Raw genomic sequence first — 21,169 nt, 5'->3', positions numbered from 1 at the left:
CGAGGGTCGGGTTCGTTCATGGCGTGCCTACTCCCAGCGGAAGAACCTGCCTGCGGCGGCGAGCCCCGCGACCGCCCACACGGCGAGGATCCCGAGGTCGCCCCACGGCATGCCGGCGCCGTGCTGGAGCACGTCCCGCAGCCCGTCCGACAGGGCCGAGACAGGCAGCAGCCCCAGCACGTCCTGAACGCCGGGCGGGAACTTGTCCAGCGGGATGATCACGCCGCCGCCGACGAGCAGCAGCAGGAAGACCAGGTTCGCGGCGGCCAGCGTGGCCTCCGCCTTCAGAGTGCCCGCCATCAGCAGCCCGAGCCCCGAGAAGGCGGCCGTGCCGAGGACCAGCAGGAGCAGGACGGCCGCCGGGTTCCCGTGCGGCGACCAGCCCAGCGCGAACGCGATCGCCGTCAGCAGGACGATCTGGAGGATCTCCGTGACCAGCACGGACGCCGTCTTCGCCGTCATCAGGCCCCAGCGGGGCAGCGGCGACGACGCCAGCCGCTTCAGGACGCCGTACCGGCGTTCGAATCCCGTCGCGATGGCCTGGCCCGTGAACGCGGTCGACATCACGGCAAGGGCGAGGATGCCCGGGGTGAGGAAGTCGACGGCCTCGCCCGATCCGGTGTCGACGATGTCCACCGAGCTGAACAGCACCAGCAGCAGCGTCGGGATCACGACCGTCAGCAGCAGCTGCTCGCCGTTGCGCAGCAGCATCTTCGTCTCGAGCGCCGCCTGCGCGGCGATCATCCGGGGGAGGGGGGCAGCGCCCGGCCGAGGCGTATGGGTGCCGGGGGTGGTGGTCGTCACGAGCGCAGCTCCTTGCCGGTCAGCTCCAGGAAAACGTCCTCCAGGGTGTGCCGCTCCACCGATATCCGGTCCGGCATCACGCCGTGCTGCGCGCACCACGATGTAACCGTGGCCAGCAGTTGCGGGTTCACCTTGCCGACGACCCGGTACGAGCCCGGGGTCAGCTCGGCGGCCGAACAGTCGGCGGGAAGGGCCTTGAGGAGGGAGCCCACGTCCAGGCCCGGCCGGCCCGTGAACCTCAGTGTGTTCTCCGCGCCGCCGCGGCACAGCTCCTCGGGGGAGCCTTGGGCTATGACCCGTCCCGCGTCGATGATCGCCACGTCGTCGGCGAGCTGTTCGGCCTCGTCCATGTAGTGGGTGGTGAGGATCACGGAGACGCCGTCGGTGCGCAGGTCCCGGACGAGGTCCCAGGTGGCGCGGCGGGCCTGCGGGTCGAGGCCGGCGGTCGGCTCGTCGAGGAACACCAGCTCAGGGCGCCCCACCACCGCCATCGCCAGCGCGAGCCGCTGCTGCTGGCCGCCGGAGAGGCGGCGGTACGTCGTCCGTCCGCAGGAGCCGAGCCCGAGGCGTTCGATGAGCGCGTCCACGTCGAGCGGGTGCGCGTGCAGCTTGGCCACATGGCGCAGCATCTCGTCGGCCCGGGCACCGGAGTAGACGCCGCCGGACTGCAGCATCACGCCGATCCGGGGGCGCAGCGCGCCGGCCTGTCTCACCGGGTCGAGGCCCAGGACGCGTACCGTGCCGGAGTCCGGCCTGCGGTACCCCTCGCAGGTCTCGACCGTGGTCGTCTTGCCGGCGCCGTTGGGGCCGAGCACGGCGGTCACGCCCGCCTGCGCCACCAGATCGAGGCCGTCCACCGCGGTCTTCGTGCCGTACCGCTTCACCAGGGCATGGACCTGGACGACGGGCTCAGTTCGCATGGGTCCAGAGTCTAGGTACGTGCCGGGCGTCTCAGGCGGGCGGGTGCAGGATCTCCTCCGCACGGGGACGGTGCAGCTCCAGCCACCGCTGCGCGTAGGCCACCGCGTCCCTGACCGGAAACAGCCGCACGTCGGCCGCGCCCACCTTCCCGCGGACGACGGGGCGGTCCCGCTCGAAGTCGTGCCCCAGCTCGTCGAACCCCTCGGAGTCGATCGACACCTCGGTCAGCACCTCCCAGCCGCCGCCGGGAGCAGGTCGGCCGACCTCGACACGCGGGGCCGGAACACGGTACTCGGCGAGGTGGAAGCTGGTGCAGGTGTCGTAGCCCGTGCCCAGCAGCAGCACCCGGGCGTCCATCCGCTCCAGATGGCCCAACGGGCTGCGTTCACCCAGACGGCAGTCGTGCGCGTGGTCCGCCACGATTTCCGCCGCACGGGGGCCGACGGCCGCGAACGACGTGTGCGGGTGCGCGCTGCGCAGGGCGCCCGGCCAGCGCCGTACGGTCTCGGGGATCACGCCGACCCCGCGGCTGGGGGTGATCACCGGGTCGTAGGCGGGCATGGACGAGCGGATCCGCTCCCACCACTCCTCGGGCACCGGCGGGTCGCTCCACAGCGCCGGGTCGGACAGGTCGGCGGTCTGGGTGGGGACGACGAGGGTGCCGTCGGGACCGAGGGCGTCGAACAGTCCCTGGACGACCGCCACGGCCCCTCCGCAGACCCAGCCGAGTGAGCTGAGCGAGCAGTGCGCGAGGAGGGTCTCACCGGTGCGGACCCCCACCTCGCGCAGCTGCGCGGCGATGGTGTCGCGGGTGACAAGTGGGCCGGTCGGGGGCGGTGTGGGCATGGTCCGGGAGTGTCCCCGAAGCGGTGCGGCGGCGCCACCGAATTGGGTGCACGCGCGTGTGCACCCTGCCGCGGCTCTGATCGATCAAAGATCGTTTCCGCAGGTCAGGTTAGGTTGGCCTAAGTGACGCAGGGCACCGCCGGGTGGCCGGGGTGCGGCTTGCCCGCCCCTGAGGAATTACGCAACAATGGCGTTGTGAAAAACGTCGGAGCGGCTCGGGAGACCCCCACGGGGACCCCGCAGGAGGAGTTCGCGACCGGGGAGCGTTCCACACGCAACCGGGTCGCGCGGTCCATCCTGGACCACGGGCCGTCGACCGTCGCCGAGCTCGCCGCGCGGCTGGGCCTGACCCAGGCCGCCGTACGTCGGCATCTCGACGCACTGGTCGCCGACGACGTCGTGGAAGCCCGAGAGCAGCGCGTCTACGGGGCGCGTACCCGCGGCCGGCCCGCCAAGGTCTTCGCCCTGACGGACTGCGGCCGCGACGCCTTCGACCAGTCGTACGACAAGCTCGCCGCGGACGCCCTGCGCTGGATCGCCGACCAGGAGGGCGGGAGCGACGCCATCGCCGCCTTCGCCCGCGCCAGGATCGCCGCCCAGGCGAGCGCGTACCGCAAGGCGATCGAGGCCGTCACCCCGGACAGACGAGCCGAAGCCCTGGCCAAGGCCCTCAGCGTCGACGGGTACGCTGCTACGGCGCGCAGCGCGCCCCTCCCGCAACAGGGTGAGCAGCTCTGTCAGCACCACTGCCCGGTCGCCCATGTGGCGGAGCAGTTCCCCCAGCTGTGCGAGGCGGAGACGGAAATCTTCGCCGAGCTGCTCGGAACGCACGTCCAGCGACTGGCGACCATCGCCCACGGCGACGGCGTCTGCACGACGTTCATCCCCAAGATTTCCCACAACGCATCTGCAAGCACGGCCGGGAGGAACCCCGCATGACTCTCCCCACGGAGACTGCCCACCCCGAGCTCGAGGGCCTGGGCAAGTACGAATACGGCTGGGCCGACTCCGACACCGCCGGCGCTTCAGCCAGGCGCGGCATCGACGAGGAGGTCGTCCGCGACATCTCCGGCAAGAAGTCGGAGCCGGAGTGGATGACCAAGCTGCGCCTGAAGGGCCTCAAGCTCTTCGAGAAGAAGCCCATGCCGAACTGGGGCTCGGACCTGTCGGGCATCGACTTCGACAACATCAAGTACTTCGTGCGCTCCACGGAGAAGCAGGCGGAGTCCTGGGAGGACCTGCCCGAGGACATCAAGAACACCTACGACAAGCTCGGCATCCCGGAGGCGGAGAAGCAGCGCCTCGTCGCCGGTGTCGCCGCCCAGTACGAGTCGGAGGTCGTCTACCACCAGATCCGAGAGGACCTGGAGGAGCAGGGCGTCATCTTCCTCGACACCGACACCGCGCTGAAGGAGCACCCGGAGCTCTTCAAGGAGTACTTCGGGACCGTCATCCCCGCCGGTGACAACAAGTTCGCGGCCCTGAACACCGCCGTGTGGTCGGGCGGCTCCTTCATCTACGTGCCGAAGGGCGTGCACGTCGAGATCCCGCTCCAGGCCTACTTCCGTATCAACACGGAGAACATGGGCCAGTTCGAGCGGACCCTGATCATCGTCGACGAGGGTGCCTACGTGCACTACGTCGAGGGTTGTACGGCCCCGATCTACAAGTCGGACTCGCTGCACTCCGCAGTGGTCGAGATCATCGTCAAGAAGAACGCCCGCTGCCGCTACACGACCATCCAGAACTGGTCGAACAACGTCTACAACCTGGTCACCAAGCGCGCCGTGGCGTACGAGGGCGCGACCATGGAGTGGATCGACGGCAACATCGGCTCCAAGGTGACGATGAAGTACCCGGCCGTCTACCTGATGGGCGAGCACGCCAAGGGCGAGACCCTGTCCATCGCCTTCGCGGGCGAGGGGCAGCACCAGGACGCCGGCTCCAAGATGGTTCACATGGCGCCGAACACCTCCTCCAACATCGTCTCCAAGTCGGTGGCGCGTGGCGGCGGCCGTACCTCCTACCGCGGTCTCGTCGAGATCGGCGAGGGCGCTGCGGGATCCAAGTCGAACGTGCTGTGCGACGCGCTGCTCGTCGACACCATCTCCCGCTCCGACACGTACCCCTACGTGGACGTCCGTGAGGACGACGTGTCCATGGGCCACGAGGCGACCGTCTCCAAGGTCTCCGATGACCAGCTCTTCTACCTGATGAGCCGCGGTCTGAGCGAGTTCGAGGCGATGGCGATGATCGTGCGCGGCTTCGTCGAGCCCATCGCGAAGGAACTGCCCATGGAGTACGCCCTCGAACTCAACCGGCTGATCGAGCTCCAGATGGAAGGCGCGGTCGGCTGACCACCCGCCGCCGTCCCCATCAAGCCCCTCCCGTAAGAAAGCGAGCATGACGACAGCCATGGCTGAGGCCCAGAACATTCCCGTGGGGTCCACCACCGCGGGCTCGATCGCGGTCGCCGCGGAGTCGACCGTCGCCACGCGCATGAGCGCGCCGCCCTCCTACGACGTGGCGGACTTCCCCGTCCCCCACGGCCGTGAGGAGGAGTGGCGCTTCACCCCGCTGGAGCGGCTGCGCGGCCTGCACGACGGCACCGCGGTCGCCACCGGCAACGGCGTGAAGGTCGACGTTCAGGCCCCCGAGGGCGTCACCGTCGAGACCGTCGGCCGCGACGACGCGCGGCTCGGCAAGGCGGGCACCCCCGCGGACCGCGTGGCCGCCCAGGCGTACTCCGCGTTCGAGAAGGCCGGCGTGGTCAGCGTCCCCAAGGAGACGGTGCTCACCGAGCCGATCCGCATCTCCGTGCACGGGGAGGGCGGGGTCGCCTACGGCCACCAGCTCATCGAACTGGGCGCCTTCGCCGAGGCCGTCGTCGTCATCGACCACACCGGTGACGCCGTGCTCGCCGCCAACGTCGACTACCTCCTGGGCGACGGCGCCAAGCTCACCGTCGTCTCCGTCCAGGACTGGGACGACAAGGCCGTCCACGTGGCCCAGCACAACGCCCTCGTCGGCCGGGACGCGACCTTCAAGTCGATCGTCGTGACCTTCGGCGGCGACCTCGTCCGCCTCCACCCGCGCGTCCAGTACGCCGGCACCGGCGGTGAGGCCGAGCTGTACGGCCTGTACTTCACGGACGCCGGTCAGCACCAGGAGCACCGCCTCCTGGTCGACCACAACACCCCGCACTGCAAGTCGAACGTCGCCTACAAGGGCGCGCTCCAGGGCGACGACGCGCACGCCGTGTGGATCGGTGACGTGCTCATCGAGGCCAAGGCCGAGGGCACGGACACCTACGAGATGAACCGCAACCTGGTCCTCACGGACGGCGCCCGGGTCGACTCCGTACCGAACCTCGAGATCGAGACGGGCGAGATCGTCGGCGCCGGCCACGCCTCCGCCACCGGCCGCTTCGACGACGAGCAGCTCTTCTACCTGATGGCCCGCGGCATCCCGGAGCACGAGGCCCGCCGCCTGGTGGTCCGCGGCTTCTTCGCCGAGCTGGTCCAGCAGATCGGTGTCGACGACATCGAGGAGCGCCTGCTCGCGAAGATCGAAGAGGAGCTGGAGGCGTCGGTCGCATGACCTTCGTACGCGCCTGCGGACTGAGCGAGCTGGAGGAGGACACCCCTAAGCGGGTCGAACTCGACGGCACGCCGGTCTCGGTCGTGAAGACCGAGGGGGAGGTGTTCGCCATCCACGACATCTGCTCGCATGCGAACGTCTCGCTCTCCGAGGGCGAGGTGGAGGACTGTCAGATCGAGTGCTGGCTGCACGGCTCCGCGTTCGACCTCCGCACCGGCAAGCCGTCCGGCCTTCCCGCGACGCGCCCCGTCCCCGTATACCCCGTACACATCGAAGGGGACGACGTTCTCGTCTCCCTCACCCAGGAGTCCTGAGGCACCCATGGCAACGCTTGAAATCCGAGACCTGCACGTCACCGTCGAGGCCGACAACGCCACGAAGGAGATCCTCAAGGGCGTCGACCTCACCGTGAAGCAGGGCGAGACGCACGCCATCATGGGCCCCAACGGCTCGGGCAAGTCGACCCTCGCCTACTCGCTCGCGGGTCACCCGAAGTACACGATCACCAGCGGCACCGTGCTGCTCGACGGCGAGGACGTCCTGGAGATGTCCGTCGACGAGCGTGCCCGCGCGGGCCTGTTCCTGGCGATGCAGTATCCGGTCGAGGTCCCCGGCGTCTCGGTCTCCAACTTCCTGCGCACCTCCGCCACCGCCATCCGCGGCGAGGCCCCCAAGCTGCGCACCTGGGTGAAGGAGGTCAAGGAGGCCATGCAGCGCCTCAACATGGACCCGTCCTTCGCCGAGCGCAACGTCAACGAGGGCTTCTCCGGTGGTGAGAAGAAGCGCCACGAGATCCTCCAGCTGGAGCTGCTCAAGCCGAAGGTCGCGATCCTCGACGAGACGGACTCCGGCCTCGACGTCGACGCCCTGCGGATCGTCTCCGAGGGCGTGAACCGCGTCCGTGAGACCGGCGAGGTCGGCACCCTGCTGATCACGCACTACACGCGCATCCTGCGCTACATCAAGCCCGACTACGTCCACGTCTTCTCCGGCGGCCGGATCGTCGAGTCCGGCGGTGCCGAGCTCGCCGACAAGCTGGAGAACGAGGGCTACGAGGCGTATGCGAAGCTCGACGAAGTCGACACGAAGGGTGGCGTATCCGCGTGACACAGCTGCCGGGCCTCCTCGACACCGAGGCGATCCGCAAGGACTTCCCCATCCTGGACCGTCAGGTCCACGACGGCCGGAAGCTCGTGTACCTGGACAACGCGGCGACCTCGCAGAAACCGCGCCAGGTGCTCGACGCCCTGAACGAGTACTACGAGCGCTACAACGCCAACGTCCACCGCGGTGTGCATGTGCTCGCCGAGGAGGCCACGGCGCTGTACGAGGGCGCGCGTGACAAGGTCGCCGCCTTCATCAACGCGCCGAGCCGCGACGAGGTGATCTTCACCAAGAACGCCTCCGAGTCGCTCAACCTCGTGGCGAACATGCTGGGCTGGGCCGACGAGCCCTACCGCGTGGACTCCGAGACCGAGATCGTCATCACGGAGATGGAGCACCACTCCAACATCGTGCCGTGGCAGCTGCTCGCGCAGCGCACGGGCGCGAAGCTGAAGTGGTTCGGCCTGACCGACGACGGCCGCCTCGACCTCTCCAACATCGAAGAGATCATCACCGAGAAGACGAAGATCGTCTCCTTCGTGCTGGTGTCCAACATCCTGGGCACGGTCAACCCGGTCGAGGCGATAGTGCGCCGCGCGCAGGAGGTCGGTGCCCTCGTCTGCATCGACGCCTCGCAGGCCGCGCCGCACATGCCGCTGGACGTCCAGGCCCTCCAGGCCGACTTCGTGGCCTTCACCGGCCACAAGATGTGCGGCCCGACGGGCATCGGCGTGCTGTGGGGCCGCCAGGAACTCCTGGAGGACCTGCCCCCGTTCCTGGGCGGCGGCGAGATGATCGAGACGGTGTCGATGCACTCGTCGACGTACGCCCCGGCACCGCACAAGTTCGAGGCGGGCACGCCTCCGATCGCGCAGGCGGTCGGTCTGGGCGCCGCGATCGACTATCTGAACTCGATCGGCATGGACAAGATCCTCGCCCATGAGCACGCGATCACCGAGTACGCGGTGAAGCGCCTCGCGGAGGTCCCGGACCTCAGGATCATCGGGCCGGCCACGGCCGAGGACCGGGGCGCGGCGATCTCCTTCACGCTCGGCGACATCCACCCGCACGACGTGGGCCAGGTCCTCGACGAGCAGGGCATCGCGGTCCGGGTCGGTCACCACTGCGCACGGCCCGTCTGCCTCCGGTACGGAATTCCCGCGACCACGCGAGCGTCGTTCTATCTGTACTCCACGCCCGCCGAGATCGACGCACTGGTCGAGGGGCTGGAGCACGTACGGAACTTCTTCGGCTGAAGGGCGTGCTGAAACCGTGAAGCTGGACTCGATGTACCAGGAAGTCATCCTGGACCACTACAAGCACCCGCACGGGCGTGGTCTGAGGGATGGCGACGCCGAGGTGCACCATGTGAACCCGACGTGCGGCGACGAGATCACCCTCCGTGTGAAGTACGACGGCAAGAGGATCGAGGACGTCTCGTACGAGGGCCAGGGCTGCTCGATCAGCCAGGCCAGTGCGTCCGTCCTGAACGATCTGCTGGTCGGCAAGGACCTGGCGGAGGCGCAGAAGATCCAGGAGACCTTCCTGGAACTGATGCAGTCGAAGGGCAGGATCGAGCCCGACGACGCGATGGAAGAGGTGCTGGAGGACGCGGTCGCGTTCGCCGGTGTCTCCAAGTACCCGGCCCGGGTCAAGTGCGCCCTCCTCAGCTGGATGGCGTGGAAGGACGCGACGGCCCAGGCCCTGGGCGCCGACGCCGAAAGGAAGACGGCATGAGCGAGACCGTTGAGATGAAGCCGGCCTCGGAGGAAGAGGTCCGCGAGGCGCTGTACGACGTCGTCGACCCCGAGCTGGGCATCGACGTCGTCAACCTCGGCCTGATCTACGGCATCCACATCGACGACGCGAACATCGCGACCCTCGACATGACCCTGACCTCGGCGGCCTGCCCGCTGACGGACGTCATCGAGGACCAGGCGAAGTCCGCCACGGACGGCCTGGTCAACGAGCTGCGCATCAACTGGGTCTGGATGCCGCCGTGGGGCCCCGACAAGATCACCGACGACGGCCGCGAGCAGCTGCGGGCGCTCGGGTTCAACGTCTGAGGCGCAGGCGCAGAGCACATGCGGACCTGGGGCGCACTCAGGGCACATGCGAAACGGCGACGTTCGTCAGAACGTCGCCGTTTGTCGTTTCTCAGGCCAGGCCGCCCACGAGCCTGAACGCCGAGTCCGCGGCGTACAGGCCGTTGTACTGGTACGGGTCCAGACGGATCTGGAAGTCCTTGTGGCGCAGGAAGCGGCCCGGGTAGTTGACCGACTCCAGCATGGTCGCGCCGGAGTAGGGGGAGACGCGCGGGCAGAAGGTGGCGTCCTGCTCGAAGAGGGACGAACCGTCGTCGTGCTCGGCGCGCAGCACGAAGTTGCGGTGCCGCAGATAGCCGCCGTCCGCCGTGGCGAACGAGTAACAGGCGCCGTTGGCCAGGCCCTTGACCAGGGCGAAGGTGGCGTCCTGGCGTGCGCCCGCGGAGCTGACCTGGGCGAGCTTCACATAGCTGCCCGTCACGTACCAGTACCGCTCCGGGTAGTTGGCCGAGCGGACGGAGCGCCAGTTCGTCGCGGGCTTGGGGGCCTTCTCCTCGGCCGGGGCCGGCTTGGCGGGCTTGTCGGCCGCCGGAGGCTTGGTGGGTGTGGGGGTGGGTGTCGGTGTGGGGCTCTCCTTGAGGGGGGTGGGCGAGGCGGCGGCCGCGTACGGCATCGCGGTCTTGCCCTTGGGCGTCGTGGTGCCGGCCGGAGACGGCGTGCCGAAGGAGATCAGGCCCGGCGCGGTGCCGGAGGCCGATGCCTTCCCCGACATCCCGTCACCGTCCCTTTCCGTGGCGGTGATGGCCACCACGCAGGCCGTGATGGTGGCCACGGCGAGGCCACCCGCCAGCCACAGCCGACGGGTGCCCGGCGTCCGGGAGGTGTCCGGGGCCCAGCCGTTCTCCCACGGGTGCTCCTGCGGGGGCCGGGACTTGTTTTCTGGCATGCGCTGTTCCTCTCGCGGCGCTCCACGGCTGCCGCGGCTGCGATGACCCGGTGTGTGAATGGTGAAGCAGATGGAAGAGTAGTGGAACAGATGACCTTCGAGCAGCCGTTTGAAGTGAGCGGTTTCCAGAGTGTGATCAGAGCTTGATGCGCGATGTGACCGAGAGTCAGTTGACAGCGTGACCAGCAGTCAGCCCGCAGCGTGCCCGGGGCTCACTCCACCGGATCGGGAGCCAGGCGCCGCACCGTCGCCAGCGCCGCCTCCACGCTCCCCGCGATGTCCGGGACCGGGTACTGCACGGCCCGTACGACCCGCTGCCGGTCCACGACGAGGGTGAGCCGCTTGAGGCGCCCCATGCCCGCCGCGCGGAACGTGGGCAGTCGCAGGGCGGCCATCAGGGCCGGCTCCGCGTCCGACAGGAGTGGAAAGCCCAGGCCCTCCTTCTCTGCGAACGCCCGCAGCTCGTCGGGGCGTTGCGTCGAGACCCCGTGCACAGTGGCGCCGGCCGCGTGGAACTCCGCGAGGCGGTCGCGATAGGTGCAGGACTCCAGGGTGCAGCCGGGGGCGCCAGGGATGTCCGTCCAGCCCGGCGGATAGGCGTCCGCGTGCGCGTAGGCGCCGGGGAAGCAGTACACGACGGTGAACGGGGTGTCGGCGGCGACCGGGTCGCGCAACACGCCCGCGTGGTCGGGGAGCCGGAGGCCGGGGAGCTGGGTGCCGACCAGCTCGTGCACCCGGCGGGCCTCCGTCGAGGCGTCCGACGCCGTGGCCGTCGTCCTCCCGTCGCCCAGGACCCAGGCATCCCCCCAGTCCTGAAGGGCGATCAGGACGGGCAGCAGGGCGCGGCCGCGCGGGGTGAGGCGGTACTCGTGCCGTACCGGACGCTCCTGGTACGGCACCCGCGTGAGCACGTCCGCCTCCACGAGGAGGCGCAGCCGCTCGGCCAGCACCTTGCGCGAGAGGCCGAGCTCGCGCTGGAGCTCGTCGAAGCGGTGCACGCCCCGTGCGGTGTCGCGCACGATGAGGAGGGTCCACCAGTCGCCGACGACGTCCAGGGCCTGGGCGATGGCACAGGTGGAGTCCTCCAGGCTGGTCCTGCGGGCCATGGGTCGGTCGGCCTCCCTGCCGTGCGACGTCGTTGCGTCGAGCATAGTGGGTTCCTACAAGAAACCCACCAGGACCGACGGGGCCGCGGCTCCGCCCGCCCGGCACCTGAGACGGTCGCCCGCGGGTTGGCCTCCGTGGGCCCCGGGCGGTTAGGTTTCCCCCATGACCGACACGACTGCTCCTCGTACCACCGGCGCCGTTGCCGCCGGGCTCGCCACCATCGCCGCCGACGGCACCGTTCTCGACACCTGGTTCCCCGCCCCCGAGCTCGCCGTCGAGCCCGGCCCCGCCGGCAGCGAGCGGCTCGACGCCGACCGCATGCGTGAGCTGATCGGCGAGCACGCCGTCGCCGCCGTCGGCAAGGACGAGGTGCGTGGCGTGGAGGTCGTCGCGGTCCGTACGGTCATCTCCTCGCTCGACGACAAGCCGCTCGACACCCACGACGCCTACCTGCGCCTCCACCTGCTCTCGCACCGGCTCGTCAAGCCGAACGAGCAGAGCCTGGACGGCATCTTCGGCCTCCTCGCCAACGTGGCCTGGACGTCCCTCGGTCCGGTCGCCGTGGACACCCTGGAGACGGTGCGGCTCGCCGCCCGCGCCCGTGGGCAGCACCTGAGCGTGTTCGGCGTCGACAAGTTCCCGCGGATGACGGACTACGTCGCCCCGGCCGGGGTCCGCATCGCCGACGCCGACCGCGTCCGTCTCGGTGCCCACCTCTCGTCCGGCACCACCGTCATGCACGAGGGCTTCGTCAACTTCAACGCCGGCACCCTCGGCACCTCCATGGTCGAGGGCCGTATCTCCCAGGGCGTCGTCGTCGGCGACGGCTCCGACATCGGCGGCGGTGCGTCCACCATGGGCACCCTGTCCGGCGGCGGCAAGGAGCGCGTGGCCATCGGCGAGCGGTCCCTCGTCGGCGCGGAGGCCGGTGTCGGCATCGCGCTCGGCGACGACTGCGTGGTCGAGGCGGGCCTGTACATCACCGCCGGCACCAAGGTCGCGCTGCCCGACGGCCAGATCGTCAAGGCGCGTGAGCTCTCCGGCGCGAACAACATCCTTTTCCGCCGCAACTCGCTGAACGGCATGGTCCAGGCCGTCCCGAACAACGCCGAGTGGGGCGGCCTGAACGAGATCCTGCACAGCCACAACTAAGACGCCGGCCCAGGTCAACCTGCCACCGCTCCCTCCACCGCTCCTCGGTGAGCCGGGCCGCCTCCAGGTGGTGGCGGGTGTTCAGCAGCCGCTTCCCGCCGCGCACCACGTGCAGGCAACAAGCGTCTGGACACCCTGCAGAACGTCGTCGCCACCGGACGGGCCGGGCTGCTGTTTGTCATCCCGGGGCGCACCACGACGCTCAGGGTGAACGGCCGGGCCTGTGTCTCCACCCGCCCGGAGCTGTTGTCGCAGCTGACCGCCGTGGGCAAGCCGCCGGCCAGTGCGCTGGTGGTGGGGATCGAGGAGGTCTACCCGCACTGCCCCAAGTCGCTGCTGCGCAGCGGTGCGTGGAAGCCGGAGCAGTGGCTGCCGGCGGACGCCCAGCCGACCTCGGCCGAGGTGACGCTGGCCCAGCTGCGGATGCCGGAGCTGACGATCGCTGACATCGAGCAGGCGGAGGCGGATTCGCTGAAGTACCGGTACGAGTAACGGGCCGACCGGCGATACAGCCCCTCTGATGCCTTCATGCACGCTGAAGACGATGGAGAGGTTGCTGTCGTTGGCTGAGAGGGACGAGAAGACGTGGACGTGTATGAAGCAGTGGACAGTCGTCGGGCCGTGCGGGCGTTCAGCGATGAGCCGGTTGCCAAAGAGGCACTCGAACGAGTGCTGGCTGCAGCGACGCGTGCTCCGTCGAGTGGGAACCTCCAGCCGTGGCATGTGTATGTCGTGAGCGGCGAGTCCTTGGCCGAACTGAAGAGGCGCGCGACGGCCAGGGCATTGGCGGGCGACCCGGGTGATGAGCGGGAGTACCCGATGTACCCGACCGAACTGACCTCGCCATACCTGGACCGCTTTTCGGCCGCTGCCGCCCAGCGGTACGAAGCATTGGGGATCGAGCGCGACGACCTCGACAGGCCCAAAAAGATCGCCGCCTTGAACTCGGAGGCGTTCGGGGCCCCGGTCGTGCTGTTCTGCTACCTCGACCGGACGATGGGGCCCGGGCAGTGGGGGGACGCGGGGATGTACTTGCAGACGGTCATGCTGCTGCTGAGGGCTGAAGGGTTGCACAGCTGCCCTCAGGTGATGTGGACGATGTATCGCAAGACCGTCAGCCAGCTGGTCGGGGCAGACGACGGGCTCGTGCTGTTCTGCGGTGTCGCGGTGGGATTCGAGAAGGAAGGGGTGCCACCGCTGCGCACCGGGCGGGCGGACATGACAGAAACAGTGAGCTTCATCGGAGTGTGACCGCCGGGCGGTCAAGTACCACGGGACCGTGCTACCGCGACCGTCCGGGCCGGCGTCGTGTCCCCCGGCGGCAGCCATAGGCTGTTCACCAGCTGTGGCTCATCGTGACGGTGCCACGCGCAAGCCCCGTGCGGTGGCGTCCTGGAGCTGCCGCCTCAGCGAGATGATCTCCTCATGCTGGGCGGCAAGCCGGGACAGAGCCGTCGCACGGAATTCCTCTCTCTCAGCGAGTTCCTGGTTCATCCGGCTGACTCGTCCACGAAGTTGGGCCACCTCTTCCTTGAGTCGGTCGATCTGTGCGATACGCGGATCCCGCTCTCCACATGAGCCGCTCGTACGTTGCCAGCAGCCCGTCGGTCGTCGCGCGGTCGGCGCTTCGCAGCGGTGGGCGGACCGGGCCGGCCGGCAGGTCCAGGGCGTTGAGGAGCGCCTTGGTTGTGACGGTTCCGGGCAGGCCCCCCGCCATCATCGCCTCGATGAGGGGCGTGGCCCGCTGCTGGAGGCGGGCCGCCTCGGCCGTGGCGCCCGCGTCGAACGCGTCGAGAACGGCCCGGAACTCGCGCGGCGCGACGTTGGCGACCGTGCTGACGTAGCCGGCCGCGCCCACCGCGTACAGGGCGAGGACGTGCTCGTCGCAGCCCGCGTAGTACGCCAACTCGGTGCGGGACAGCACCTTCTGGGTGCCGAGGAAGTCGTAGGAGCAGTCCTTCACCGCGACGATCCGGGGGTGCTCGGCCAGGCGGATCATCGTCTCGGGTTCGATACGGGTACCGGTGCGGCCCGGGATGTCGTACAGCACGAGCGGCAGCCCGGAGGCGTCCGCGACGTCCCGGAAGTGCGCCTCGACGGCGTCCTGCGGGGGTCTGCTGTAGTACGGGGTGACCACCAGCACGCCGTCCGCGCCGGCCTTCTCCGCGGCCAGGGCGAGCTCGACGGTGTGCCGGGTGTCGGCGGTACCCACGCCCGCGACCAGGGACGCGCGATCACCGACCGCCTCGCGCACGGCGCCGACCAGCGCGGACTTCTCGGCGTCCGTCGTGGTCGGGCTCTCGCCCGTGGTGCCGGAGAGGACGAGGCCGTCGCAGCCCTCCGTCACCAGCCGGTCGGCGAGCCGCTGCGCGCCGTCGAGGTCGAGCGTGCCGGCCTCGGTGAAGGGCGTGATCATCGCGCACAGGGCGCGGCCGAAAGGCGGGGGCGGGGAGGCTGCGGTCGTCATGGGGGTAGTCTCGGTCGGGCCATCGTGAAGCTCCACTTAAATTTGCTACGAGATATGTGTAAGCATCACTGAGAAGTGAGAGTCGAGTCGCCAGGCCCGGTGTCCAATGTGCCCCTGATGGGTCACCATGGCCATGACGGTCATTTGTCCCTGGACATGGGAGGCGTCATGAAGCTCGGCAAGGCACTCGCCACCGGAGTCGCGGAGGAGCAGCCGCAGGACCATGACGAGGAAGTCGTACTCCCCGAGGAGATCGACGACCTCCAGGCGTCCGCGCCCGAAGAGGTACCGGCCGCCCGATGAGGCTGCGGCTTCCGGAGGAACGCCCTACGGAGCCGCCGACCGGATACAAGATCGCCCACCCGGTGCTGTCGCAGGACGGCACCCGGGCCGGGTTCACCGGTGTGTCGCTGGGTGGCGCGCTGCCGTACGGAGTCCTGGCCGACGCGTCCTGCGTCTACGGCCTGCGACACAGGGCGCCGCACCGCCGCTGCGACTGCGGCTTCCACTGCGTGCACGACCGCACGACCGCCGAGGCGATGCTGTGCACGGCCGAACACCGGACGGCCGTCCTGCTCGAGGTCACGGTACTGGGCGCCTACATCCGCTTCGAGCGCGGCTTCCGCTACGCCCGCCAGCGCGTCCGCACGGCCACCGTCGGTCCCTGTGCGTGCGGCGCGGTCGCCTCCGCGCTGGCCGACGCCGGCTGGGGGCGCCCCGGCTGGCTGGCACTGGCGCCGCGTTGCGCGGGCTGCCTGCGCGGCCGTACGTCCGTATCGCTCGCCGGGTTCGCCCGGCTGGGCGGGGAGGGGCTGCGGGTCGTGGCTGGGGCCGGGACGGCGGCAGGGGCAGCCGGGCTCGATGCGGCCGATGGGCTCGGTGTGCCCGAACTCGTCGCGCAGGCAGCCCTGTTGCAGGCGCGGCTCGACTGGTTCGAGGCTCAACTGGCGCGGCTCGGGCAGCGCGGGAGCGGGGGTGGCGAGCAGGGGTAACGGGGACCGGCCCGGGTACCCGGGTGTTTCCGGAAAGACGAGAGGAGGCGGAACACCGTGACCGGGACCATGCACTCCCGACCTGCCCTCGACGAGCACCACTCCGTGGGTGAACTCGTCGGACAGGCCACTGAACAACTTTCCCGGCTGGTACGGCAGGAGATCGGCCTCGCGAAGGAGGAGCTGGCCGAGAAGGGCCGGCGTGCGGGCCGCGGCGGCGGGATGATCGGTGCCGCGGGCGCCTTCGCCTACGCCGGTCTGCTCGCCCTGGCCGGTACGGCCACCGCCGCGCTCTCGCTGACGCTGCCCGTGTGGGCCGCGGCGCTGATCGTCACGGCGGTGCTGTTCGCCGTAGCCGGCCTGCTGGCCGCGCTCGGTCGTTCGCAGCTGCGCCGTGCCGCGCCCCCCACCCCCGAGGAGACCCTCGGCAGCGTCAGGGCCGATGTCGAGGAGATCAGGGAAAGGGCGCATCGATGACGGACAGGACACCGAAGACGGGCGGCGCCAAGGGGCCCGACGAGCTGCGCCGGCAGATAGCGCAGACCAGGAGTCAACTCGGCGACACCATAGAGGAGTTGGCCGCGAAGGCGGATGTGAAGGGCCGCGCCATGGCCCGCGCAGCCGACCTCAGGGACAAGGCCGGCGCCATGACCGTCCAACTGCGCAGCACCGCCGCGCAGGCGAGCCATGCCGTCCAGGGCAAGGCCGCCCAGGCCGGACACGTCGTCCAGGGCAGGGCGGCCCAGGCGGGCCACACCCTGCAGGGCAGGGCGACCCAGGCCGGACACGTGGTCCAGGGCCGGGCGGGTCGGGCCGGGCACGTCGTCCAGGGCAGGGCGGAGCAGGCGGGCCACGCCGTGGACGGACTGCCGAGCCCGGTACGGACCGTCGTCCAGGCCGGTCTGCGGCACCCCGGCGTCGTGCTGATCGCCGGAGCCACGGGCGCCGTGATCGCGGCGGCCGTGCTGCGACGACGGCACCACTGAGGCGAGCCTTCGGTGGTCGTGCGGAGGGGCTGAGCGGTCCCTGTGGTGATGCCGGTCGGCCGGGCGGTGCTTGACCTCAAGTCCGGTCGAGGTCGGACGGTGGGCGGTGTACACGCACCGCCCACCGATCCGTGGAGGCAGGCATGACCCGCCGCACCGACGCCCACCCCGACGCCGCCGATCCGCGCGTCCACTCGCTCCTCTTCAGCGCCTGGCGGGCGGGGACGCCGTCACGTCAGCGGCAGACCGTCGAGGCCTGTGCCTTGGCGTAGGCGTCGTAGGCCGGCCCGTTCGCCCCCTGCGCGAGTGCAGCACGGTGACGGTGTCGTGACCGGTGCAGACGTGGTGGGCGAGCAGAGACGGGGCCGGCCGGACGGCGTTCTGTCCGGTCGGCCCCGCGTCACTTTCAGCTACGGCTGGAACCGCAGGACCTGCGGGTCGTGGTCGCTGATCTGGTCGTTGAACTCGGCGTTGATGTGCACGCTGTCGTACTCGAGGCCGCAGCCGCGCCGGATCGACGGGCTGACCAGGATCTGGTCGAGGACCTGGCTGTTGCCCTGGTAGTCGTACGTGTAACGCTCGCTCTTCGGCAGCGACTTGATCGCCGACCACAGCTCGCCGTCACCCTCGAGGAGCCCCGCGGTGTCGGAGAACTCGAAGTCGTTGATGTCGCCCAGCGCGATGACGTCCGCGTTCTTCTGGACATCGAGGATCTTCTTGACGAACGCGTTCACCAGCGTCGCCTGCTGGTGGCGCTGGGTCTCCGAGCTGCGCGCCGGCGGCTGGTACTGCGAGGTCAGGCCCTGGTCGCCGCCCTTGGAGTTGAAGTGGTTGGCGATCACGAAGACCGTGCGGCCACGGAAGGCGAACTCGCCGGCCAGCGGCTTGCGGCTGTTCGCCCAGGCCGCGTCGGTGGGATCGATACGGCCGGGGGAGGCCGTCAGGGCCGCCTTGCCGCGCTCCCGGGTGACGCCGACGGCGGTCGCGGCGTCGCCGCCCGCGCGGTCGGTGAAGGAGACCCGCTCCGGGTTGAACAGGAACACCTGGCGGATGTTGCCGCCGGGCTCGCCGCCGTCCGCGTTGTTCACCGGGTCGATCGAGCGCCAGTCGTACTTCGGGCCGCCCGCCGCGACGATCGCGTCGATCAGCTTGGTCACCGTCTGGTCGGCGGCCACTGTGCCGTCGTTCTTCGCGCCGTTGTTGTCCTGGATCTCCTCCAGGGACACGATGTCGGGCGACTTCAGGTTGTTCACGATCGCGGAGGCGTGCTCCTCGAACGTGGCGTCGGACGGGTCGAGGTTCTCGACGTTGTACGTCGCGACCGCCAGCTCGCCCTTCTTCTGCTTCTGGGTGGTCTCCCGCTGCAGGCCCGCGCTCTTCAGCGTGCCGATCTCGTTGGCGACCAGCGTGTAGCCGCCGAACTGGTTGTAGTCCAGCGGGCCCGTCGTGGTGCCGGTGAGCGTGTCGCCGACGTTCGCGGAGGGGAAGTCGGCCACCGCGCCCAGGGACTGGATCTGGAGCCGGCCGGTGTTCTGGGAGTCGTAGGAGCCGTAGACCGTGCCGCCGCGGCGGTTGGCGTGCTCGCGCGGCTTCACCGTGACCCACAGCTCGGTGAACGGGTCGGTGGCGCCGACCACGCGCGCGTCGGCGACCCGGACGTTCATGCCCTCCAGGGACTCGTAGTAGTCCAGGGCGTACTTCGACGGCTTGAGCGTCAGACCGTTGACCGAACTGCTGGCGGCGGCGTCGCCGGCCGGGGCGTAGGCGTCCGGTACGGAGCGGGCGTCGACGACGGTGGCGGCCGGGACGGCGTTGCCGCTGGAGACGACGGTGAAGGTCGGCTTCGTGATCTCGGTCAGCGACTGGTTGCCGGACGAGGTGCCGCCCGGGACGAACTCCGAGACCGTGCCGCTGACGGTGACGGCGTCGCCGACGGCGACCTTGGGGGCGGAGCTGGTGAAGACGAAGACGGCCTCACTCGTGGCCGGGTCGGCGTCCGGGGTCGGGTCCTGGATCCAGAAGCCCTTGGAGGAGCCGTAGCCGCGCACGCCGGTGACGATTCCGGCCACGTCCGTGACCTGCTTGCCGGCGTACGGGGATATCCGGGTGTTGCCCTGAATGTCGTGGATGCGCAGGGAGTCGGCGTGTGCGGGAGAGGTGAGGACGACGGTGGACGCCGCGGAACAGACGGCGGCGACGGTGAGCGCGGCGAGGCGCGCGGAAGACCTGCTCGGCAAGGGATCCCTCCGGGGACGTACGTGGGCGCCGGGACGAGGGTGGAGCGTGGACGGTGGGCCGCGACCGGTGGGGCGATGGCGACGCGCGTAGAGTGCGTAGGAGTCGGGAACACAGGTGTTCACTGATTTCTACGCGCGTCAATCTCCTGCCTGGTCACGTCAGTTGTCAAGGTTTCAGCCATGTACGGCCACTGACCGGGAGATGAACCGGGCGGCATGGGTCGAAATCCGTCTAGGCTGAGCGACTGAGTGGTACGACGCGCCCGAGGAGAACCAACCGATGTCAGACAGCTCCCCCTTGCCGCCGGTGCGCCTGCATTCCGAAGCGGAGCTGGCGCGGGACGCGCTGTCCACGCCGTTGCTCGCACGGGCCGTGCGGCTTGCTCGCTGGGCCGGGCCCGAGACGCGTGTCGACGCGGGGGGTGGGCTGGCCGAGGAGCAGTTGGCGGGGGCCGCGGAGGTGCTGGGGCTTGTGCCTGGTAGCGGCGAGGCTCCTGAGGGCGCTGCCGCTGGTGAGACTCCTGGGGTGAGTGAGGCTGCGGCTCTTGCCAGTGAGGCGTGGCGGGTTGCCGTGGACGCCGGGCTGGTCGAGGTCGTCGACGAGGAGGCCGGCACCGTGGCGGCCGGTGCGGACCTCGCCCTGCTGACCGGGGGGTCGCCGCACGACGTGCTCGGGGTGTGGCTGGCCGCCCTGGAGACCGTGATCGCCGACGCGAGCGTGCCCGATCTTGATGATCTGGTCGAGGCGATGGACGAGGGCGGCGAGGTCGACTTCTCGCGGCTGGACTGGGATCCCGAGGCGGAGGCGGAGTTCCTCGACGGGGTGCTGGGAAACCTGTACCTCCTGACGGTCAGTGAGGACGGGCCGGGGGAGGGGCCGGTGCCGTTGCCCGCGCTGGCCGCTTCGATGATCATGCCCGGGGGCATGGGGGAGCCCAGCAACGACATACTGGAGCAGGTGTCCGACGCGATGATGCGGTTGGACGAGCAGTTCCGGGTGCTGGCGCCGGTGGGGCTGGTGGACTACCAGCCCGTCGACGAGGCGTTGATGGCCGACGCGGACGAGGAGCCCTCGGCGTCGGTGGACGAAACCGATGTCTCTCGGTACGGCATGGTGCGGCTCACGCCGCTCGGGCTGTACGGGCTGCGGGCGCGGATGCTGGAGGCCGGGTTCACGGCGCCGGCTGTGGGTGAGCTCGCGGACAAGGGCGCCGACGCCCTGCTCGACGGGACGGCGTCCTTCGGGGCGCGGGCCGCTCTGGCGGAGACCGAGCAGTGGTTGGCGCGGCGCGAAGTGGTGGAGGCCGCGCGGGAGTTGCTGGGTGCGGCTCGTGGGAGCGATGCGGGGGCACCGTTGCGGCGGCTGCGGTGTCAGCAGGCGCTGTCGCTTGTCGGTGTGCAGGCCGAACCCGCGTTGCGGGAAGTGCTCGACGATGCGGAGTTGGGTGGGCTGGCTCGGGTGTGGCTGAGCGAGCATGGGGCCGCTGATGTTCCGGCGCCGTCCGAGGCGATGGTCTTCTGGCTCACCATCGACACGGTTGCCGCGCAGTTGGCGGCAGAGGGCAACTCCGAGGAGTTGCGTGAGCTGGTGGCGGGGCTTGCCGAGCAGCACAGGGGTTTCTTTGCGGCTGCGTGGCGTGTGGATCATCCCGCTACGGCGGATGTGTTGGAGGAGATGGGGCGGTTGCACCCTGACAAGAGGGTAGCCAAGGAGGCTCGGAAGGCTGCGTTCAAGGCTCGGTCGCAGCGGGGGGAGTGAGCCGGGGTTTTGGCGGTGGCGCCTGCCGTGCGGCGTGGGTTTCTGGCGGTGGCGCCTGCCGTGCGTCGTGGGTTTTTGCCGGTGGCGCCTGCCGTGCGTCGTGGGTCGGGGGCGGGGGGGGGGGGGGGGGGGGGGGGGGGGGGGGGGGGGGGGGGGGGGGGGGGGGGGGGGGGGGGGGGGGGGGGGGGGGGGGGGGGGGGGGG

At 70.1% G+C, this 21,169-nt stretch carries 23 protein-coding genes and 1 pseudogene; 17 read left to right on the top strand and 7 right to left on the bottom strand.

Going from position 1 to position 21,169, the window contains the following annotated elements; all coding sequences use genetic code 11:
• Positions 1–27: 27 nt before the first annotated feature.
• Genes AC067M_RS00120 through AC067M_RS00110 form a run of 3 tightly spaced genes read right to left on the bottom strand, consistent with a single transcriptional unit; the run spans position 28 to position 2,571 of the window.
• Complete coding sequence (locus tag AC067M_RS00120) at positions 28–744, bottom strand: ABC transporter permease (protein WP_478695325.1); 717 nt, start codon at positions 742–744, stop codon at positions 28–30.
• Positions 745–800: 56 nt separating this feature from the next.
• Positions 801–1,724: an ABC transporter ATP-binding protein gene (locus AC067M_RS00115; protein WP_478694681.1), complete on the bottom strand. Its 924-nt coding sequence runs from the start codon at positions 1,722–1,724 to the stop codon at positions 801–803.
• Positions 1,725–1,755: 31 nt separating this feature from the next.
• On the bottom strand, positions 1,756–2,571 hold the full coding sequence (locus tag AC067M_RS00110) for an AAC(3) family N-acetyltransferase (RefSeq protein WP_478694680.1): 816 nt from the start codon (positions 2,569–2,571) through the stop codon (positions 1,756–1,758).
• Positions 2,572–2,766: 195 nt separating this feature from the next.
• Between AC067M_RS00110 and AC067M_RS00105 the strand changes: the two genes are divergently transcribed.
• From AC067M_RS00105 to AC067M_RS00070, 8 genes are read left to right on the top strand one after another with little or no spacing between them, the layout of a single operon-like run.
• Positions 2,767–3,510, top strand: coding sequence for a helix-turn-helix transcriptional regulator (locus AC067M_RS00105; RefSeq protein ID WP_478694679.1), 744 nt, complete (start codon positions 2,767–2,769; stop codon positions 3,508–3,510).
• Positions 3,507–4,928, top strand: coding sequence for a Fe-S cluster assembly protein SufB (gene sufB, locus AC067M_RS00100; RefSeq protein ID WP_478694678.1), 1,422 nt, complete (start codon positions 3,507–3,509; stop codon positions 4,926–4,928). Before AC067M_RS00105 ends, sufB begins: the two co-directional genes overlap by 4 nt.
• Before the next feature lie 58 nt (positions 4,929–4,986).
• Positions 4,987–6,171 (top strand): Fe-S cluster assembly protein SufD, encoded by a 1,185-nt coding sequence (sufD, locus tag AC067M_RS00095; RefSeq protein ID WP_478695324.1) that lies wholly within the window; start codon positions 4,987–4,989, stop codon positions 6,169–6,171.
• Positions 6,168–6,485: a bifunctional 3-phenylpropionate/cinnamic acid dioxygenase ferredoxin subunit gene (locus tag AC067M_RS00090; protein WP_133930531.1), complete on the top strand. Its 318-nt coding sequence runs from the start codon at positions 6,168–6,170 to the stop codon at positions 6,483–6,485. Before sufD ends, AC067M_RS00090 begins: the two co-directional genes overlap by 4 nt.
• A 7-nt stretch (positions 6,486–6,492) precedes the next feature.
• The gene (sufC, locus tag AC067M_RS00085; protein WP_478694677.1) at positions 6,493–7,278 is read left to right on the top strand and encodes a Fe-S cluster assembly ATPase SufC; all 786 of its coding nucleotides are present in this window, start codon (positions 6,493–6,495) and stop codon (positions 7,276–7,278) included.
• A complete protein-coding gene (locus AC067M_RS00080) occupies positions 7,275–8,531 on the top strand; it encodes a cysteine desulfurase (RefSeq protein ID WP_478694676.1) in 1,257 nt (418 codons plus the stop codon). The genes sufC and AC067M_RS00080 overlap by 4 nt, the downstream gene beginning before the upstream one ends.
• 16 nt (positions 8,532–8,547) lie before the next feature.
• On the top strand, positions 8,548–9,012 hold the full coding sequence (gene sufU, locus AC067M_RS00075; RefSeq protein WP_328783579.1) for a Fe-S cluster assembly sulfur transfer protein SufU: 465 nt from the start codon (positions 8,548–8,550) through the stop codon (positions 9,010–9,012).
• Positions 9,009–9,341, top strand: coding sequence for a metal-sulfur cluster assembly factor (locus AC067M_RS00070; RefSeq protein ID WP_102911749.1), 333 nt, complete (start codon positions 9,009–9,011; stop codon positions 9,339–9,341). The genes sufU and AC067M_RS00070 overlap by 4 nt, the downstream gene beginning before the upstream one ends.
• 91 nt (positions 9,342–9,432) lie before the next feature.
• Here AC067M_RS00070 and AC067M_RS00065 read toward each other — a convergent pair whose 3' ends face one another.
• Together AC067M_RS00065 and AC067M_RS00060 are read right to left on the bottom strand one after the other, a co-directional pair.
• On the bottom strand, positions 9,433–10,266 hold the full coding sequence (locus AC067M_RS00065; protein ID WP_478694675.1) for an AbfB domain-containing protein: 834 nt from the start codon (positions 10,264–10,266) through the stop codon (positions 9,433–9,435).
• A 212-nt stretch (positions 10,267–10,478) separates the two neighbouring features.
• Entirely contained in the window at positions 10,479–11,372 is an 894-nt protein-coding gene (locus AC067M_RS00060) for a winged helix-turn-helix transcriptional regulator (protein WP_478694674.1), read from the bottom strand.
• A gap of 163 nt (positions 11,373–11,535) precedes the next feature.
• Between AC067M_RS00060 and dapD the strand changes: the two genes are divergently transcribed.
• The 3 genes and pseudogenes from dapD to AC067M_RS00045 all read left to right on the top strand — a co-directional run bounded on the left by dapD (position 11,536) and on the right by AC067M_RS00045 (position 13,776).
• A complete protein-coding gene (gene dapD / locus AC067M_RS00055) occupies positions 11,536–12,525 on the top strand; it encodes a 2,3,4,5-tetrahydropyridine-2,6-dicarboxylate N-succinyltransferase (protein WP_478694673.1) in 990 nt (329 codons plus the stop codon).
• A gap of 114 nt (positions 12,526–12,639) precedes the next feature.
• Positions 12,640–13,017 (top strand): annotated as a pseudogene (locus AC067M_RS00050) (PNPOx family protein); the annotation flags it as partial.
• Between the two features lie 93 nt (positions 13,018–13,110).
• Complete coding sequence (locus AC067M_RS00045) at positions 13,111–13,776, top strand: nitroreductase (RefSeq protein ID WP_478694672.1); 666 nt, start codon at positions 13,111–13,113, stop codon at positions 13,774–13,776.
• Positions 13,777–13,999: 223 nt separating this feature from the next.
• Here the strand turns inward: AC067M_RS00045 and dapA are convergent, their stop codons facing one another.
• Positions 14,000–14,992, bottom strand: a complete 993-nt coding sequence (dapA, locus tag AC067M_RS00040) for a 4-hydroxy-tetrahydrodipicolinate synthase (RefSeq protein WP_478694671.1) — start codon at positions 14,990–14,992, stop codon at positions 14,000–14,002.
• 168 nt (positions 14,993–15,160) lie between these two features.
• On the opposite strand from dapA, the gene AC067M_RS00035 reads away from it, so the two are divergent.
• From AC067M_RS00035 to AC067M_RS00015, 5 genes are all read left to right on the top strand, one after another.
• Entirely contained in the window at positions 15,161–15,295 is a 135-nt protein-coding gene (locus AC067M_RS00035) for a hypothetical protein (RefSeq protein WP_478694670.1), read from the top strand.
• Positions 15,292–15,984 (top strand): hypothetical protein, encoded by a 693-nt coding sequence (locus tag AC067M_RS00030; protein WP_478694669.1) that lies wholly within the window; start codon positions 15,292–15,294, stop codon positions 15,982–15,984. The genes AC067M_RS00035 and AC067M_RS00030 overlap by 4 nt, the downstream gene beginning before the upstream one ends.
• 57 nt (positions 15,985–16,041) lie before the next feature.
• A complete protein-coding gene (locus AC067M_RS00025; RefSeq protein ID WP_478694668.1) occupies positions 16,042–16,461 on the top strand; it encodes a phage holin family protein in 420 nt (139 codons plus the stop codon).
• The gene (locus AC067M_RS00020; RefSeq protein ID WP_478694667.1) at positions 16,458–16,970 is read left to right on the top strand and encodes a DUF3618 domain-containing protein; all 513 of its coding nucleotides are present in this window, start codon (positions 16,458–16,460) and stop codon (positions 16,968–16,970) included. The genes AC067M_RS00025 and AC067M_RS00020 overlap by 4 nt, the downstream gene beginning before the upstream one ends.
• A 143-nt stretch (positions 16,971–17,113) precedes the next feature.
• On the top strand, positions 17,114–17,242 hold the full coding sequence (locus tag AC067M_RS00015) for a hypothetical protein (RefSeq protein WP_478694666.1): 129 nt from the start codon (positions 17,114–17,116) through the stop codon (positions 17,240–17,242).
• Positions 17,243–17,380: 138 nt separating this feature from the next.
• On the opposite strand, the gene AC067M_RS00010 is transcribed toward AC067M_RS00015, so the two are convergent.
• Positions 17,381–19,207, bottom strand: coding sequence for an endonuclease/exonuclease/phosphatase family protein (locus AC067M_RS00010; protein WP_478694665.1), 1,827 nt, complete (start codon positions 19,205–19,207; stop codon positions 17,381–17,383).
• Between the two features lie 280 nt (positions 19,208–19,487).
• Here AC067M_RS00010 and AC067M_RS00005 point away from each other — a divergent pair, with 280 nt between their 5' ends.
• Complete coding sequence (locus AC067M_RS00005; protein ID WP_478694664.1) at positions 19,488–20,966, top strand: hypothetical protein; 1,479 nt, start codon at positions 19,488–19,490, stop codon at positions 20,964–20,966.
• Positions 20,967–21,169 lie beyond the last annotated feature (203 nt).

The organism is Streptomyces sp. NPDC043427 (genome assembly GCF_056436655.1).
Note: the sequence above shows the minus strand (reverse complement) of the source record. Positions and strands in the feature narration are given on the sequence as shown.

Excerpts from the sequence above, each read along its gene's own strand:
- AC067M_RS00120 (WP_478695325.1), bottom strand. The coding sequence starts at position 744 with ATGATCGCCGCGCAGGCGGCGCTCGAGACGAAGATGCTGCTGCGCAAC.
- AC067M_RS00115 (WP_478694681.1), bottom strand. The coding sequence starts at position 1,724 with ATGCGAACTGAGCCCGTCGTCCAGGTCCATGCCCTGGTGAAGCGGTAC.
- AC067M_RS00110 (WP_478694680.1), bottom strand. The coding sequence starts at position 2,571 with ATGCCCACACCGCCCCCGACCGGCCCACTTGTCACCCGCGACACCATC.
- sufB (WP_478694678.1), top strand. The coding sequence starts at position 3,507 with ATGACTCTCCCCACGGAGACTGCCCACCCCGAGCTCGAGGGCCTGGGC.
- sufD (WP_478695324.1), top strand. The coding sequence starts at position 4,987 with ATGGCTGAGGCCCAGAACATTCCCGTGGGGTCCACCACCGCGGGCTCG.
- AC067M_RS00090 (WP_133930531.1), top strand. The coding sequence starts at position 6,168 with ATGACCTTCGTACGCGCCTGCGGACTGAGCGAGCTGGAGGAGGACACC.
- sufC (WP_478694677.1), top strand. The coding sequence starts at position 6,493 with ATGGCAACGCTTGAAATCCGAGACCTGCACGTCACCGTCGAGGCCGAC.
- AC067M_RS00070 (WP_102911749.1), top strand. The coding sequence starts at position 9,009 with ATGAGCGAGACCGTTGAGATGAAGCCGGCCTCGGAGGAAGAGGTCCGC.
- AC067M_RS00065 (WP_478694675.1), bottom strand. The coding sequence starts at position 10,266 with ATGCCAGAAAACAAGTCCCGGCCCCCGCAGGAGCACCCGTGGGAGAAC.
- AC067M_RS00060 (WP_478694674.1), bottom strand. The coding sequence starts at position 11,372 with ATGGCCCGCAGGACCAGCCTGGAGGACTCCACCTGTGCCATCGCCCAG.
- dapD (WP_478694673.1), top strand. The coding sequence starts at position 11,536 with ATGACCGACACGACTGCTCCTCGTACCACCGGCGCCGTTGCCGCCGGG.
- dapA (WP_478694671.1), bottom strand. The coding sequence starts at position 14,992 with ATGACGACCGCAGCCTCCCCGCCCCCGCCTTTCGGCCGCGCCCTGTGC.
- AC067M_RS00035 (WP_478694670.1), top strand. The coding sequence starts at position 15,161 with ATGAAGCTCGGCAAGGCACTCGCCACCGGAGTCGCGGAGGAGCAGCCG.
- AC067M_RS00030 (WP_478694669.1), top strand. The coding sequence starts at position 15,292 with ATGAGGCTGCGGCTTCCGGAGGAACGCCCTACGGAGCCGCCGACCGGA.
- AC067M_RS00020 (WP_478694667.1), top strand. The coding sequence starts at position 16,458 with ATGACGGACAGGACACCGAAGACGGGCGGCGCCAAGGGGCCCGACGAG.
- AC067M_RS00015 (WP_478694666.1), top strand. The coding sequence starts at position 17,114 with ATGACCCGCCGCACCGACGCCCACCCCGACGCCGCCGATCCGCGCGTC.
- AC067M_RS00005 (WP_478694664.1), top strand. The coding sequence starts at position 19,488 with ATGTCAGACAGCTCCCCCTTGCCGCCGGTGCGCCTGCATTCCGAAGCG.